Source organism: Bacillus sp. 105MF (assembly GCF_000374885.1).
GTDB lineage: Bacteria > Bacillota > Bacilli > Bacillales > Bacillaceae_G > Bacillus_A > Bacillus_A pseudomycoides.
Genome location: NZ_KB895593.1, coordinates 14595 through 30650 on the forward strand (window position 1 = coordinate 14595; position 16056 = coordinate 30650).

At 36.2% G+C, this 16056-nt stretch carries 16 protein-coding genes; 7 read left to right on the plus strand and 9 right to left on the minus strand.

Features of this window, described 5'->3' with window-relative positions; translation table 11 throughout:
- Positions 1-358 precede the first annotated feature (358 nt).
- Positions 359-625 carry a DUF3055 domain-containing protein gene (locus C564_RS0126030; RefSeq protein ID WP_003208880.1) on the minus strand — a complete coding sequence of 89 codons (267 nt, stop codon included), beginning with the start codon at positions 623-625 and terminating at the stop codon, positions 359-361.
- A gap of 18 nt (positions 626-643) precedes the next feature.
- Complete coding sequence (gene glpX / locus C564_RS0126035; protein WP_003201496.1) at positions 644-1615, minus strand: class II fructose-bisphosphatase; 972 nt, start codon at positions 1613-1615, stop codon at positions 644-646.
- Between the two features lie 147 nt (positions 1616-1762).
- Between glpX and C564_RS0126040 the strand changes: the two genes are divergently transcribed.
- From C564_RS0126040 to C564_RS0126050, 3 genes are all read left to right on the plus strand, one after another.
- On the plus strand, positions 1763-2203 hold the full coding sequence (locus C564_RS0126040; RefSeq protein WP_018767371.1) for a DUF86 domain-containing protein: 441 nt from the start codon (positions 1763-1765) through the stop codon (positions 2201-2203).
- 81 nt (positions 2204-2284) lie between these two features.
- The gene (locus tag C564_RS0126045; RefSeq protein WP_003208884.1) at positions 2285-2917 is read left to right on the plus strand and encodes a helix-turn-helix transcriptional regulator; all 633 of its coding nucleotides are present in this window, start codon (positions 2285-2287) and stop codon (positions 2915-2917) included.
- 98 nt (positions 2918-3015) lie between these two features.
- Positions 3016-3780, plus strand: a complete 765-nt coding sequence (locus tag C564_RS0126050; RefSeq protein WP_018767372.1) for a TIGR01457 family HAD-type hydrolase — start codon at positions 3016-3018, stop codon at positions 3778-3780.
- 569 nt (positions 3781-4349) lie between these two features.
- On the opposite strand, the gene C564_RS0126055 is transcribed toward C564_RS0126050, so the two are convergent.
- Entirely contained in the window at positions 4350-4934 is a 585-nt protein-coding gene (locus C564_RS0126055; protein WP_018767373.1) for an NAD(P)H-dependent oxidoreductase, read from the minus strand.
- 259 nt (positions 4935-5193) lie between these two features.
- Between C564_RS0126055 and C564_RS0126060 the strand changes: the two genes are divergently transcribed.
- The 4 genes from C564_RS0126060 to C564_RS0126075 all read left to right on the plus strand — a co-directional run bounded on the left by C564_RS0126060 (position 5194) and on the right by C564_RS0126075 (position 9529).
- Entirely contained in the window at positions 5194-5982 is a 789-nt protein-coding gene (locus C564_RS0126060; protein WP_006096411.1) for an ABC transporter ATP-binding protein, read from the plus strand.
- Positions 5966-8539 carry an FtsX-like permease family protein gene (locus C564_RS0126065; RefSeq protein ID WP_018767374.1) on the plus strand — a complete coding sequence of 858 codons (2574 nt, stop codon included), beginning with the start codon at positions 5966-5968 and terminating at the stop codon, positions 8537-8539. The genes C564_RS0126060 and C564_RS0126065 overlap by 17 nt, the downstream gene beginning before the upstream one ends.
- Positions 8540-8701: 162 nt before the next feature.
- Complete coding sequence (locus C564_RS0126070) at positions 8702-9241, plus strand: hypothetical protein (RefSeq protein WP_018767375.1); 540 nt, start codon at positions 8702-8704, stop codon at positions 9239-9241.
- 24 nt (positions 9242-9265) lie between these two features.
- A complete protein-coding gene (locus C564_RS0126075) occupies positions 9266-9529 on the plus strand; it encodes a response regulator transcription factor (RefSeq protein ID WP_003208890.1) in 264 nt (87 codons plus the stop codon).
- A 49-nt stretch (positions 9530-9578) separates the two neighbouring features.
- On the opposite strand, the gene C564_RS0126080 is transcribed toward C564_RS0126075, so the two are convergent.
- The 6 genes from C564_RS0126080 to C564_RS0126105 form a co-directional block, all read right to left on the minus strand.
- Complete coding sequence (locus C564_RS0126080; protein ID WP_018767376.1) at positions 9579-10874, minus strand: helix-turn-helix domain-containing protein; 1296 nt, start codon at positions 10872-10874, stop codon at positions 9579-9581.
- Complete coding sequence (locus tag C564_RS0126085) at positions 10871-11539, minus strand: vWA domain-containing protein (RefSeq protein ID WP_018767377.1); 669 nt, start codon at positions 11537-11539, stop codon at positions 10871-10873. Before C564_RS0126085 ends, C564_RS0126080 begins: the two co-directional genes overlap by 4 nt.
- A 63-nt stretch (positions 11540-11602) precedes the next feature.
- A complete protein-coding gene (locus C564_RS0126090; protein ID WP_018767378.1) occupies positions 11603-12415 on the minus strand; it encodes an HAD family hydrolase in 813 nt (270 codons plus the stop codon).
- Positions 12412-13530: a cysteine protease StiP family protein gene (locus tag C564_RS0126095; protein ID WP_018767379.1), complete on the minus strand. Its 1119-nt coding sequence runs from the start codon at positions 13528-13530 to the stop codon at positions 12412-12414. Before C564_RS0126095 ends, C564_RS0126090 begins: the two co-directional genes overlap by 4 nt.
- Positions 13527-14915: a phosphoribosyltransferase family protein gene (locus C564_RS0126100; RefSeq protein WP_018767380.1), complete on the minus strand. Its 1389-nt coding sequence runs from the start codon at positions 14913-14915 to the stop codon at positions 13527-13529. Before C564_RS0126100 ends, C564_RS0126095 begins: the two co-directional genes overlap by 4 nt.
- Positions 14842-16056: an HpcH/HpaI aldolase/citrate lyase family protein gene (locus C564_RS0126105; protein WP_003201524.1), complete on the minus strand. Its 1215-nt coding sequence runs from the start codon at positions 16054-16056 to the stop codon at positions 14842-14844. Before C564_RS0126105 ends, C564_RS0126100 begins: the two co-directional genes overlap by 74 nt.

The following is a 16056-nucleotide window of genomic DNA, read 5'->3' on the forward strand; positions in this document are numbered from 1 at the left end:
GATGGTAAAGGAACGTAAGACAGCTATTTGGATGTCTTGCAGTATGAATGGGAAAGAAATAGGCAAAAATAAAAGGAGGTTCTCCCTTAAGAGGAACCTCCGTAAAACATCATACTACAGATGTGCTACGTTCCTTTGTAATGGGAAATGAACAGACTACTCCCTTGACAAAGCACATAGCTTTTTTGAGAGTAATGCTATTCAATTGCTGATCCATTACAAAGTAAATGTTGGCATACGTAGTAGACGTCCTTTCTTCCAAATAGATTTGTTCATAAGTATAACATAAAAGATTGAAAATTCAAAACGTCGTTATGTATAAAAAACACCAGCTATCAAGGTAGCTGGTGCCATAATATTATATAAGTTCAAATAAGAATGAGCGAAGTTCTTCTGCAATCTCTTCAGAGACAGAAAAAGCGTGCTCTAAGTAGCCAGGTTCGTTTAAATCGTCAGTGCCGATGATTGCAAATTTATTACGCTGCATATCAAGGACAATTGTTTTACCGTAATGGCGATCGGAATATAAAAGCGCTAAATCGTGGCGCTCATTTTCTCCCATAAAGCTAACGAAACGCGTTTTTGTATCGACTGTATCGTCGTAAAGAAAGAAACGTTCTTCCATACTACACAGGCTCCTTTTTTAAATATCTAAGTTTAAGTGAGGCTTATGATCTAAATGGTGATGTGTTTTAATAAAGCGTACTGTTCTTGTTTTGTAGCGCATAACGATAGAATATGTTTCTGCTAAGTCTCCGCCAAGGAATTTCACACCATCTAATAACTCGCCAGCAGATACGCCTGTTGCTGAGAAGATTGCGTCGTCACCAGATACTAAGTCATCTAACATAAGAAGTTGACGAGGGTCTTCTAATCCCATTTTACGGCAACGTGCTTCTTCTTCTTCGTTCATTGGAACTAAGCGTGCTTGCATTTCGCCTTCAAGACATTTTAGTGCCGCTGCAGAGATAACGCCTTCTGGAGCGCCGCCAATACCAACGAATAAGTCAATACCTGTTCCTGGAAGAGCTGTTGCGATTGACGCACCAACATCTCCATCACCGAATAGTTTTACACGTGCACCTTTTGCGCGAATACGGTCAATAATATCTTGATGACGTTCACGTTCTTGGATGATAACCGTTAGGTCACGAATTTTCTTATTGTTTGCTTCTGCTACAATTTCAATTGTTTTTTCAATTGGATCATCTAAGCTAATCTTACCAGCTGCTTTTGGACCAACCGCGATTTTTTCCATGTACATATCCGGAGCATGAAGAAGGTTTCCTTTATCTGCGACTGCAATAACTGCCATTGCATTTGCAAGACCTTTTGCAACGATGTTTGTCCCTTCTAATGGATCAACGGCGATATCTACTTCTGGACCGTTACCTGTTCCTAGTTCTTCACCAATATATAACATTGGTGCTTCATCAAGTTCTCCTTCACCAATTACAACAGTACCTGCCATGTTTACTGAATCAAACATATCACGCATAGCGGTAGTTGCTGCATCATCTGCTTCGTTTTTCTTTCCGCGGCCCATCCATTGTGCGGATGCTAAGGCTGCTGCTTCTGTTACACGGACAATTTCTAATGCGAGTTCACGTTCCAAGGTGACATTCCTCCAATTTCAAAAATCATACAGTTATAACTATAACAAATAACGCGTGAAAGGTGAATTCGAAAAATTGTCGATTTTTTCAGAAGAAACGGTTACAATTAAAATGTAAATGCTTTAATTTCCAGGTAGGTGACATTCATGTACTTTGTAGACAGAAAAAAAATAGAGCAAATGTTAGCATGTTTAGAACAAGTAGTAGATACATTTCAAGAGAAGCAAGAATATGAAACGGATTTTGAATATTACGCATTAGAGCGTATGTCGCATCTCATCATTGATTGCATACTAGATGTTGGAAATGCAATGATTGATGGATTTATTATGCGTGATCCAGGGAGTTATGAAGATATTATTGATATTTTAATGGACGAAAAAGTCATAAGTGAGGAAGAAGGAAAAGGGATAAAAGAAGTGATTGTTCTTCGGAAAATGCTTATGCAAGATTATATTCAAATGAACCATGAAGAATTATATACAACGATTCAAAAACAAATTGCCGTGGTACAAAAATACCCTGCGAATATTCGCCGTTACTTAGAAAAGGAATTAGGACCTGTATCTGCATTTATAGCAGAATAAGCGCATGGATAAGATCCCCATTAACCTTTTTGGGGGTCTTTTTTGTCTAGGGGAACGGCTCAAAAGGGAGAAGGATGAGAAATGGAGGAAGCACGTACAACGAAGGAAGAAATTGTACAGCTTTTAAAAATAAATGGTGAACAAACAGTTGCATCGTTAGCTGAATCTTTAGAGATTACGGAGATGGCAGTACGTCGTCATTTAAGTAAGCTTGAGAAAGAAAAAATCATTCAGTCGAAAATGGTGCGTCAACATGTGGGAAGGCCAACATATGTATACGACCTAAGTCAAAAAGGAGAAGATTCGTTTCCGAAAGATTATAAGCAATTTGCTTTAGAAGTGTTAGAGGATTTAGAGTCAATCGGTGATGAAACACTTGTTAATGCTATTTTAAAGGCGAGAACGAATCGGATGGAGGAGCAATTACAAAAGCGAATCAGCAGACAAGATAATGTATGGCAGAAGCTTCGAGAAGTTGCTGTTATCCAAGAGAAAAAGGGATATATGGTACAAGTGAAGCAAGAGGGAGAAAACTCGTACATATTACAAAAACAAAATTGTCCATTAAAGGCTGTTGCTGAAAAATATCCACAGCTTTGTTTGGAGGAAGAAAACATGTATAAGCGGTTGTTTTCTGATGAAAATGTGAAAGTGTTATCAAATATGTGCAATGGTGACTGTCACTGTTCGTATCACATACAAGAGAAAAAATGAACGTTATGGGACGCTTTTAGACAAAGCGTTTTTTTCTTTGGAAAAAGCGGTTAATATAAGAAGGGTATGAACGCTAGACAAAAAGGAGAGACAGATGGATGTATAAAGGCTATTTAATCGACTTAGATGGTACAATGTATCGCGGTGAAGAACAAATTGAAGAAGCAAGCGACTTTGTAAAAGCACTACAGGAGCGCGGCATTCCCTATTTGTTTGTAACGAATAACTCAACGCGTAAACCAGAGCAAGTGGCAGAAAAGCTTGTTCGTTTCGATATTCCAGCTAAACCAGAGCAAGTATTTACAACAAGCATGGCAACAGCAAACTTTATTTATGAGCGTAAACAAGATGCGTCTGTGTATATGATTGGTGAAGAAGGATTACATGACGCACTTGTAGAAAAAGGATTCAAACTTGTGGATGAAAATCCTGACTTTGTCGTTGTTGGATTAGATCGGGAAATTACATATGAAAAGCTAGCGAAAGCATGTCTTGCAGTACGTAATGGTGCGACATTTATTTCAACAAATGGAGATATTGCCATTCCAACTGAGCGTGGTTTATTACCTGGAAACGGTTCCTTAACATCTGTTGTTACAGTATCAACAGGTGTAGAGCCAATCTTTATCGGAAAACCAGAATCCATTATTATGGAACAAGCACTAAAAGTACTTGGCATGGCGAAAGAAGCAGCGCTAATGGTTGGGGATAACTATGATACTGACATTTTAGCGGGGATAAATGCTGGTATGCATACACTTCTTGTCCACACTGGAGTCACAACTGTGGAGAAGTTAACAGAGTATGACGTGCAGCCAACACAAGTTGTCCATAACTTGACAGAGTGGATTGAGAAGGTGTAATAGTGAACAGGCAATCTTTTAGATTGCCTGTTTTTTGCTGAATGAAGGCTGTAATTCGATTTAAGTAGGGATGGGCGTAAGTGTATATTAAAATTACATTCATTGTTTAAATTACAGAAAAAGACCTGCTCACTCATCGTTAATCAACATACAGTAATGTAAATCCGTCAAAATATCCACAGCTTACTGTTTTGAGCACTTACTAAAGTAGGGATTATACAGCTGCTGGGAAGGTGGATTTAGCTGCTGAAAAACACTCACTTGAGTGTCTTTTTTACTTTAATAATATTTTTTATAAATGGATTTGCGAGAAGGGGAAGGGATATGGATCGTACGATTACATTCAATTTTGGAATATCCATAGTAATTATTCTATTCGTTTTGTTTGTACTAGCTATATGCGGATGTTAAAAAGACACCCTTTCGAGTGTCTTTTTTTGACTTGAAAACCACATATGTATTAGGACTCCCATCCTATTTGCTATTTTACCATGTTCAGTCATATCCGTTATTGAGAAAATTAAATCAGCATGTCACTCTGCGTTAACCTCACTGATGGAAGTTTCATCTTACCCTAATAAACGATTCACTACTTCTTTTACTTCTTCAAGATATTGTTTTCTCGCGCCGTCATCCACAGAAGGGACACTCGTATAGAATGTGTGCTCTAACGTTTCAATTCCTGTAAATTCAAAGATTCCAGCATCAGTTGTTTTCTTCATTGCATCAAACATACCGCTTGCTGTATAAGCTTCTTTTGTATTTCCCATTGTGGATAGTAGCAATCCTTTTTTACTGCTTAGTAACTTTTCAATTCCATTTTCACCATAAGCGTACGCAAAGCCGTGGCTAAATACACGATCAATATATCCTTTTAAGATTGCTGGAAGACCTGCCCACCACACTGGATAAATAAATGTGATGTTATCAGCCCAAGTGATATGTTCTTGTTCTTCTTTAATATCAGCTGGTGTATTTCCTTGAGAAAAGGAAAAAAAATCAGAAGCTGCTAATACTGGATTGAAATTTAGTTCATATAAATCGCGAACACGTACTTCATGACCTTTTTCTTCAAGTTCACTTTTTACTGTTTCTAAAATCGCATGATTGAAGCTTTGTGGATTTGGGTGTGCATAAACGATTAGATGTTTCATGTTTATTCCTCCTATTTGTGGATATGTTGATAGTTTTTCTTAAAAAGAAAATATTATTGTAACTATTATGGTTACGAGTTGAGGGGGAAATCAAGAAATTCAAATTCTTATTAGAAAATGTGAGATGTGCTATTTTGCGAAGTATGTTTCAAAATATATTTATATTACAATACAAGTACAGTGTGATAGGAAGATTGGTTTCGCAGCAGAATATATATTTAATATAAAGATAATTAAATGAAAAAAAGGGGTATAAAAAATGAATATCATTGAAATTGAAGGGGTAGAAAAATCATTTGATATTGGTGATAGTAAGGTAAAGATATTAAAGAGGATTAATCTCCAAATCCAAAAGGGTGATTTCGTTTGTATTATGGGAGCGAGTGGGTCGGGGAAAACCACTCTTTTACAGTTGCTTGGAGGATTAGATATTCCGACGACGGGAAGCATTCGAGTAGATGGTACTGAAATTTCATCATTAAAAGAAAAAGAACTCGCGTTGTTTCGGAGGCATAAAATAGGTTTTATTTTTCAGCAGTTTAATTTAATACCAGTATTTAATGCGGAAGAAAATGTGGGATTACCGTTACTGTTAGATAATGTCCCGCAGAAGAAGGCGACAACAGCGGCAAAGCGTTTATTAGAGCTTGTTGGTTTAAAAGGGAAAGAACAGCACTTACCATCGCAATTATCAGGTGGCCAACAGCAAAGGGTTGCCATTGCGAGAGCATTTGCCAATGAACCAGCTATTATATTAGCAGATGAACCGACAGGAGCGTTGGATTCTGAAAATAGCAAAAATATCATTGCGGCTCTTCGTAATGCTTGTGATGAATTGGGGCAAACGGCAGTTGTTGTAACGCATGACCCGTTTGTAGCCGCTCATGCAGATAAAGTTGTTTTCTTACTAGATGGTGAAGTAATTCATGAACATGCCGAAAGTAAAGGATGGAAATTCCGGCATATTCCGCAGCAAGTTACGCACATTCAAGAGATTATGAATCGGCACTTTAAGGTAGGTGATAAGAGCGATGTCTTGGATAATTAAATATGCGGCCAAGTCTATTAGACAGAATTGGCTAAGGAACATGTTAATCGCTCTTGGGGCTGCTTTAGGCGTTATGTTAGCAACAATGTTACTACTAGGAAATCAGTCTGTAGAACAAAGTGTTAAAGAGCAGGTTGTGAGTCGTTATGGTGATTATGATTTGCAACTTGGTTATATTAAAAATGATGTGTATTTAAAAGATAAAAAATTAAAAGAACTGAACGGTCTTGAAAGTGCGGAAAAAATATCAAAAGTACTTATCCCTTATCCGTTACCAAATTATAAAGAGCTTTCTGGCAAACCATCGTATTGGGGCGTGGAACAAGATTCTCCCGATATGCGTTCTTATAAAATTACAGAAGGGCGATATCCGAAAGAAGAGGCGGAAGTAGCACTTACGAAAGGGTATACAGATCGAGAAAATATAAAAGTAGGAGATATGATTCGTCTGCCTTTTCCACCGCATGGTGAAAAAAATGTGAGAGTTGTAGGGATTTTGAATCCACCATTGATGGCAGCAATGGGACATAGCGCATATTTTCCGATTGCTTGGATGCAAAAGGAATTAAACTTACAAGGTCAATTTAACCTTGTTCAAGTGAAAACATCTGATGCGAATATAAAAAGAATGATCGCTAGTGATGCGAATGAGAAACTTGAAAATATTAAAATAGATCAGCGTACATATGTAGATAAAGCATTAGAAAGATTAAATGTGATGAAGCCATTAGTCTTTAGTTTAGGCGGAATTGCTTTATTTGTTGTAGCGCTTTTGATTATGGGAAGCTTCTTCTTATCTGTAAGAAGTCGCTTTAAACAATGGGCTTTATTACGTGCGATTGGTAGTAATCCAAATCAAGTCATTTTCGTTGTTTTATTAGAAGCATTATGTATTGGAACGATTGGTTCGTTAGTAGGAGTTGTACTTGGTGCTAGCACACATCAGCTCGCAGCTTCTTTTATTAACAAGTGGGTGAATGTAGAAAGTACAGGGCAAGAATCATTTTCTATTTCATTTGAGATTTTATTCATTACATTTTTACTAGGGATTATCATGTCTGTAATAGGTGCAGCCATACCGGCATTTATGGTAAGAAAAATACCACCAGTTCAAGCTTTAAGACCAGGACTTCCGAGCAATCAAAAGAAAGAACGGAAATGGAGTATCTTCAGTCTTATTGTTTTAATGGCAGGTATCGTAATTGGTTTAAGTGGAACAGTTGTTGAAAAATATATTGGCTTTAATCTAAGTGCGATTGGAGCAATTTTATTTGCAATTGGTTTATTGTTTACAATCCCATTGTTGATTCGTGTGATTACGTCAGTTATCGCTAAACCATTTCAAACGATATTTCGCATTGAGACAACAATTAGTAGCCGAAATGTCATTCGTTATCGTAAAAAGGCAGCTGTTTCAGTCGCAATTCTAGCATTTGGATTTATGTTATCGCTAGTTGGAACGATGTATGTGAATGCGATGTACGAAGGAATGAAGCAAGGATTACAAAAGAATTTACCAGCAGATTTAGTCATTCGTGTTCCAATGGAGTCACAAGGAATTGAAAATATCCCATTTAATTGGCTAGGAAAGATACAAGACGTTGAAGGGGTAAAAGAAATTGTCGGAGCAGCCTCTGATTCCACATCTAAACTTGTAAATTATGACTTTAAAGAAGCAAATCAAGAATGGTACGAATTTATGAAGAAAAATAAATATAATTATGATGCGATGGAAGTTGTGGGTACTGATATTACAGCGTTTCAAAAGGTGACCAAGATGAAAGTTATTTCTGGTCAAAACTTGAGTACTCCATTAAAAGATGGAGAAGGAGTAATTACAAAAGAAACAGCAAAAAATTTAGGGATTAAGCTATATGATACGATTGAAGTGCAAGGGAAAGGGAAGCAAAAACAGTCTATTAAAGTCGTTTCTATTATCGAGAAAAACTTGAGAATGCAAAGTACTTACGTCTTCGTAAATGAACAATGGGCGCGAAATATGTTTCATGTAAAAGGATATGAATCGATTCAAATTATGACAGACTCTAAGGTACCTTTTGAAACAATTAAGAAGAAAGTAACAAAGATAACAAATGGTAAAGATAATATAGAGGTTATAAATAGTACCGATTTATTAAAAGAGCAAGAACAATTGTTATCTCAAATGGTTATGCTCATTCGTTTATTGGTTGTAATTATTTTTGTTATTTCGGGTATTGGCTTAATGAATGCGATTGTGGCAAGTTTACATGAAAGACGCGCTGAAATAAGTATGATTCGTGCAGTAGGAGCAATTCCTGGGCAAATGCGAAGAATTGTATGGCTAGAAGGTACATTACTCGGTGCAATAGCTGGATGTATAGGAATTGGAGGCGGTGTGATTTTTAGCTATATTGTCTTAACGAGTTTAGAACTAACCGTTATTAAGATTCCATACAATCAAGTTTTATTACTGGCTGCAGCGAGCGTTATACTCGGAACAAGTGCAGCAATGATTGCTTCATCCCAGTTAAGAAAATTTAAACTAAGTGATACGCTCAAGGAATTATCAGCGTAAGAAAGACCGCTTTTATAGCGGTTTTTTTTGTGAGTTTGGTTAAATCGTTCTATGAAATAATAAAAATTACTTCTGTTTTTTTAGTATTTTTAACTACTATAAATTAACTAACTCCACGTTATAAAGTAATAGTAAGGACTTGAAAGTGGAGGTGATCCATTCATGATTCATAACGAATTATTCATTAGAAACGAACAGACGGTTAGATTGTATCAGCGTATTATTTCGGACAAACTTTTTTCATTGCATGATAAAGGTGATGGAAAGGTATTGAATGTCCATATTAATATTTTGGCTCAGTTGTTGTATGAAGCATTTAAAGAAATCGATTTAACCAATTCTCCTGTTGTTCCCGTTCTTATTATTTCTAACCCTGTAGCAGTTCAAAGTATTTATGTTCCAGGGATATATACAATGAATTTTGTTTGTAATGAGTTCATGTATATTTGTGATGTTGATCGTCTTCAAAATGAGGTTGCAACATTAGCAATCGGCTATACAATCCAGCATAGTAGACTTGAGCGATTATTAGATAAAGAGGTAGAAAAAATGCTTCTGTATATGATTAAGAGAATAAAGAAATTTTTGGATATCCACGGTGAGTTAACATGTTCTTTTGAAATTGCTGTTAAGGAAGATGTTTTATTATATGAGAACAATCTATCTCCCGTTTTTTTATGTCAATGGATTGTAAATCGATAGGAGTAGAGGAAGGAGAATGAAAAAATGAGTGTCAGATTAAGTGCAAAAGAAAAAGAAGTAGCCATTCTCGTCTCAAACGGAATGAAAGATAAAGAAATTGCTCAAACGTTGTATATTAGCCGGAGAAGGGTAGGGGAGATAATAGCTTCTATTAAAGAAAAATGGAACATTCATCATCGTGTAGAAATTGGAATTCGGGCCTACTATTATGGGCTAATTACGATAGAAATCGCTCCTAGAGAAGAGAATTGTTCACAGAGGATAAAACAGAAGAGTTTTGTTTTTTAATTACAATTTTCGCCCTCTTTGATTGTGTGCAAAGAGGGGAAATGTCATTTTAGAAATTAGTTTGAAAATCTTCTATATCAAGGTCGCATTGTAAGGCGATTTTAAAATATTTTGCTCCTAATTTATAAGCACGTAATTCATAAAAATGATCTCCTAATTCAGTAGCTAGCTTTTTAACCTGTATATATTGTCTGTTACCCATTCCAAAATCAATAATTCTCTGCATTTCTTTCTCGTAGCCCTGATGGTCACCTTGAAGCTTATAGAGATGCGCTTTATATGTATAAATTTCGATATAAACAGAAGGCATATCGTAAGTTTCTAAGATTTGGATGGCTTCCGGCATGACTTTATTGATTTGCTCCCATTCTTTTAAATGTAAGTAAATTTCAATAAGGCTTCGCAATGCGTAAATATTTGACTCTTGCTGATTGATTGCTATATTTATTTTCAAGGAATGCTTGAAGTGTTGAATTGCTGTATCGAATTCTTCTAACCCTTGATATACTCTTCCGTAATTGTAATAAATCATTGCAAAATACATAGCAGGATCGTGAAGTTCTTTTACATATTTTTCAGCTTCTTTTAAGTATTGTAAGGATTCTTCGTATCTCTCATCGAGATGATATTGTACAGCAATTGTAATAAGCGTATCTGATATGAAAACTTTGTTATTTAACTTGCTATATATTTCATATGCTTTTTTTGAATATTTCCGGCTCACACTTTGGTTTTTAATGAGACGTTGTTTAACTAGGCTCATATTATAGTATAAATTAGCTCTTTGTAAGTTTTTTTCCGTAGTTAATAATTGATTTGCCTGCTCGTAGTATTCATTTGTTTTAATAAAATCTTGTTTCATATAAAAATAATTACCACATGCTATGTAATAATAGGAAAAGTCTTCAGCAAACATTTGATTAGGCTGATTAGGTATTAAATTTATTGCTTGTTGATAAATGGAATCACCTTTTTTGGGTGAACTAGTACGAGCGTAATAATGGAGTAGTACACCAAAAATCTGTAAAAGAATTGGGAGTGGATGCATTTCCCGAGTATGTAACTCTAAAAAAGAAATTTCACTTTCAGTCAATTTGTTATTCTCTTTATAGTTTATCGTAATCGCTATTATATCTGCCTCAAAGTCAGTTTTACTTTGCTCCGTGAGATAATCCACACTAATATCCAGTTTGGCTGAAACCTTCTCTAAAAAAGAATGAGAAGGTTTTGCCGTTCCATTTTCAACTCGACTTAAATATGGAATAGAACAAATTCCATTTACTAATTCCCCTTGTGTCATTTCGCGATGTATCCGGATTTGACGTATCTTTTCTCCTATTTTCAAAGTATCACCTTTTTCTCCTTCGCTTCTTTTATCCACATCGGAAGTTCATTCAACAAATTGTTATACAACGTTTCATCTGTTGTTTTTTCGATATCGCGAATGTAGAAGAAGTTTGCGTTATCAATGAAACGCCCTTCCATTTCGTCTAGCTTTCTAAGAACGTCGAATTTGCCGTTTCCAATTCCAACAAACTGCCAAAAAATCGGTTGGTTAGAAGAGAATACAATCGGTTTTTGAATTCCTTTTTTACAGCCTCCATCGTTAATAAAAATAACAAAGGCAGGCTCTGTGCTTTTTTCTTCAATCGTATATTTTTTTATGATATCTTCCATTACTTGTGGCTCATCATTTCGGCCAAATTTATGAATGGAAGTGTTATTTAAAATATGTTTTTCAACATAACCAGCAAAATCTTTTTCGGTAACGGCTGGTAATCTTGAAAACTCATTATCGTACACCCAAATATCTAATGAACCATCGTCATCGAATTGACTTGCTACAGCAAGAACACGTTCAACAACTTCTTGGACAGTACCGTTTTTATAAAGTGTTCGCATAGACCCAGAAATGTCTAATACGAGCGCAACTTTTGCGACAACGCCTGTTAATTTCTTTTTCTCTAATACAACGCGTACTGCTTCTTTTCTTAAAGTAATTGTACTCAAGTATAATCGCTCCTTTTTTTATCATGTAACAAAGATGCCGGTTCTTGAAGTATTATGTATAGATTACGCAGTAGGAAGAGAACTATGGACCATTTGAAGTGCTTTACTTACAATTTCCTCCGCTGCATATATACCAATTTCATTTGTTCTTACAATATGGGGTAATAAACTCCCTTGTTTTGTTTCAAGTTCACCATGAAGAGGTGCGATTGCATGATTCGCCCTTTCTAACATGCATAGATCAAGTAAGGAATCTCCAGCAGTAATTACGGTTTTTTCCTGAAGTTTTTCTTGTACATACTGAACAGCATCCCATTTGTTCACAGGCTTTGGCACAAAATATAATTTTCTGCCTTGCAATGAATGAGTCCATCCTTGTTTATCGAGCCAAGTGGTGAATGAGTGTAATTCGTCGTATGGAATATTGTCACGCTTAATGATGCAGTAGTGAAATAAATCATCAGCTGTTTTTTGTGAAATGACCCATTCTTCATGAGAAATATTTTGAAATTCTGTTAGAACATCTTCTTTTTCCATGCATGCTACTAATCGCTCCGTTTGTATGTTTTCCCAAGTGTCATCTAGCTTACCGTTATGAAGGATATTACCGCCATTGCTTGTAATCGCATATTCCGGAATGACTTCTGTTTGAAATAGTGTAATGCGTTGAAACTGTTCAATCGTTCGAGTTGTAACTGGGATGAATTGTGCTTGTAATTGTAGTTGTTTTAATAAAGAAATCGTTTTGTGTGTGATAAAAGAAATCGCTTTCCCATCTAAAGTCTCGATGAGCTTAATATGTTCGTCTTCTATGTTAGCTCGAAATGATTTCCGAGAATAAATGAGCGTTTGATCAAGATCGCTTGCAAAAATCATGAAGACGTCCTCCTTAGAGGTTTAATTATGCCGCAGCACGAATACGTCATATCTTTATAGATTTCTACTGACACATTTTTTTCTTTTGCTAAAAGTAAAATGTGCTTTAAATCTGGATTGTTTTCGCCCTGGATTAAAATTTTCCATGGTACTCGTCTTAGTAAAACACGCGTTGTTTCTCCAACCCCTGGTTTAATTAAGTTTATATTTTCTATTCCAAAATGCTTTTGAATAGAGGCGATGTCTTGCATACCTTGCCAAGATGGTTCTGTATAGGTAGCAATAATGTGTTCTAGTTGCGTTGTTACGTCAGCGCTAATGGAAGGGAATAACGCTGTGATTTTTTCAATAAAGAAGTTAGATAAATCTTCTGTTTCTAGTTCTCGATAATATTTGGCGCCGTGAAAATCATTTGGACCAATATAAGTTTCATTTAAAACAGTGCGGCTGATTAACCCTGATACAGTCGCGTTTAAACAAGCGCTTGGAATGAGAAAATCTTCTCGTGTTCCATATATAGAAGTACAATGGCCCGGATCAGCAAGCACTGCCATGCAGTCTGAAATATATTCATGATTCTTTTCATTAAATGTATGCACAGATTGGCGTAGTTCTTTTTTTATCGCACCTTTTCCAGTCCAGCCATCAATGAACTGAATGGTTTGATTTGGATGGTGCTTCAAAATATAATGAAGGGCATTTTCATCGATGCCGCGGCCACGAATAATGGAAATACAATAATGCGGCAAGTCGATATTATATTGATAGCGAATGTATCGTTTTATTAAAACACCTATTGGTGTACCGGCCCTCGCTAGTGAAACAAGAACAAGCTTCTTTCCTTTCGTTTTTATAATTTGCTCGGCTACTACACCGGCTGCAATGGCTAGTTTACGTTTGTATTGCTCGAGTGAAGCAAAAAATAAATCCATATAAGGTTTAGATGGTTTATATTCAATTGGAAGCATTTCAGAGTAATGTGTGCCCGATTGAATTGCTCGTTCTCTTTCTTCTGTTACGCTTTCTTCTATGACATCACTAATATCTTTTAATAGAAAAATAGCATCCTCTTTCGCATAACTACCGATAAGCTGTAATGTTTTGGGCTCGGTCATATTTCTTCACCCTCACTTTCTACTAAACCTTTAAATGAAACGATATGAATGAGTGGAATAACTGTTTGTAATTGTGTAAGAAGGGGATGGAAAGCATCTTCCTGTAAATCACGCTCTATAAAAAGAAAGACTTCATCGTAGTCCCCAGGCTGGATATTATAAAAATAACTTGTAACTACTTTATCTTCAGGGCTTTCATAGGAAAAACGACTATGAATAGCGTATTGTACATCACCCGCGTAAGGATGAATAGGACTTCGTGTTGTTGATTGATAGGAAATGTTTTCTCCCATTTCAGCTGCGATTCGCATTGGAAGATACATAAACTCGCCAGTTCCTAAGCAGAGTGTCTGTTGACCTTTTCGATTTTTCCTTAAATCATGACCAATCTTTTTAGCAAAAGAGTGGATACACTTTTGATCATCGGATGAAATGCCAAAACGTCCTGTGTAGTTTATGTAACTGACATCATGGTTTATAGATGTATAAGGTAAAATAGGACATGAAATCATATGTTTTTCTATCTTAGACTCTATTGATTTATAAACTGTCTCATCATGTGAAGAAGAAGAAGTAACAGGACTACCAATTACGTCGATTGAACCGCTTAATAGAGAAATCACATGAATCGTAATATCAAGTTCTTGCTCGAGTTCTGTAAATTGTTTTCGATACGCATCTGAGCGCCAATCTAATAAAGAAGCAATAATATATTCTTTTCTTGGAAACTTTTCTTGAATAGATCGAATGATATTAAGTGCGGTTTTTCCTGTTGTCATTTCATCATCCACAAGGACGATGGGCTGTTCATTTTGAAAATAGCTTTTGTCCACATAGCAACGATGTGATGTCGCGTGAGAATGTTCCTCTTCGAATGTAATGATAGGATCGATTTGTGAGATCATCTCCCTTGTTGTATGAACATATTTTGCATTTTGAAAACATTGAAACATCGAGTGGCCTAATGCGGTAGCTGTTTCTGCAAATCCGATAAATAATACTTCTTTTTCTAGAGGGAATTGATACTGGAGAATTACCTCTAGCTCATTATTGGTACTGTCTTTAGAAGAAATCAGGTTAAGAATTTCTTTTTGATATGGATGATTTGTACGATGTAGCACTTCCATATATCTTGCAGCAAGAGCACAGCCTCCAGCTAAAGAGATTGCAGGTAGAACAGGAAGATGTTTTCCTAAAATGGTACTCACAAATAAAAAGCCGCGCCTCTTATTCATTCTTGCGGCCATTTGAAATAGTTGATCTGGTAATAACAAATATGGATTATGTAGCACATCTATATGAACTGTTATTTTATTTAAAATGTGGTACGTGTACGTTTTGTTTTGACTTTTCGGTAAGGAGATCGAAGAAAGTTTGTTGTTCATGTAGCACCCCATAAATATTAGATTTCAGAAGTGTTTTACGCGCCCAATTATAATGTGGCTTCACTTCATTCATTTTGTTAGAAAAGCTGCTTTTCATAACGCCATTATACGTCTGAGCAGCTTCAAAAACAGCTTTTGCATCTAAATAATCTTCTAGTGTTACAACGTGCAAGGCTTGTACGAGTTTAATGTGAGAAGGATGAATGACCGTTTTTCCAATTAATCCATTTGCTTGATCGAGCAATACTTCATGAATGAGCCCGTCTTCATAACGATGAAGCATTTCCTCACGCATTGTTACTCCAGCGCTTCCGAATGATTTACGGAACGGTGTTTGCCGAAGCTGTGGTTTTAGTACGCGCTGCCTGTTTCCGAAGTACTCCCACACAGGACCAGATATAACGTATTCATCTGCCTTTCTAGAAAAAATATTAATAATATCAGAAATACAATCACGAATAACAGCAATATCATAGATTGTCGTATCTTTATTTCGGCGAATGCCAAATATGCCAGAAAAGTCGGTGGCACCAATTCGTACGTTCAAAATGAAAGCGCGATAAGAATCTAGGATTGCTTTAATTGCTAGTAACGTATCAATACGAGTTTCTTTATAAATAATTTCAGGAGACTCTAAAATAGGCATCCCGTAAAGTGAAAGTGAATATGTTTCGTTTATATCCTGTAGTTCATGAATGTAAGACATTCCGTTCGCAGGTGTGAATTTAGGAAAGACAAAACCGCTCATACAATGAACGGCGCTACCTAGTTCATGAATGAGTGAACGCATCTGTTTCGGTTCACGAATCCGGATAAAGAGAAGTGGCACGTCTGATGGAAGAAGCCTGTTTGCATCAATCATATGAGCCAGTAGTTGCATTTGTATGACGACATTTTGCTCGGCAAGTTTCACATCTCCATCACTAATGGAATCTTCTAAACAAAGTACGATTGATGTAGCACCTTCGTGCTTTTTCGCGGCAATATCCACTGCGATTGTATCCTTTGTACCAGGTGTGTATAGAGTAGCACCTAATGCGTAAGCCAATTGTTCTTTTGTGATATCTTTGGAAAAGGTTATTGGCTCTTGATAGAAAAGTTTTTTCTTTTCTTCAGAAGACAGATAGGAAAAATGCTTCAA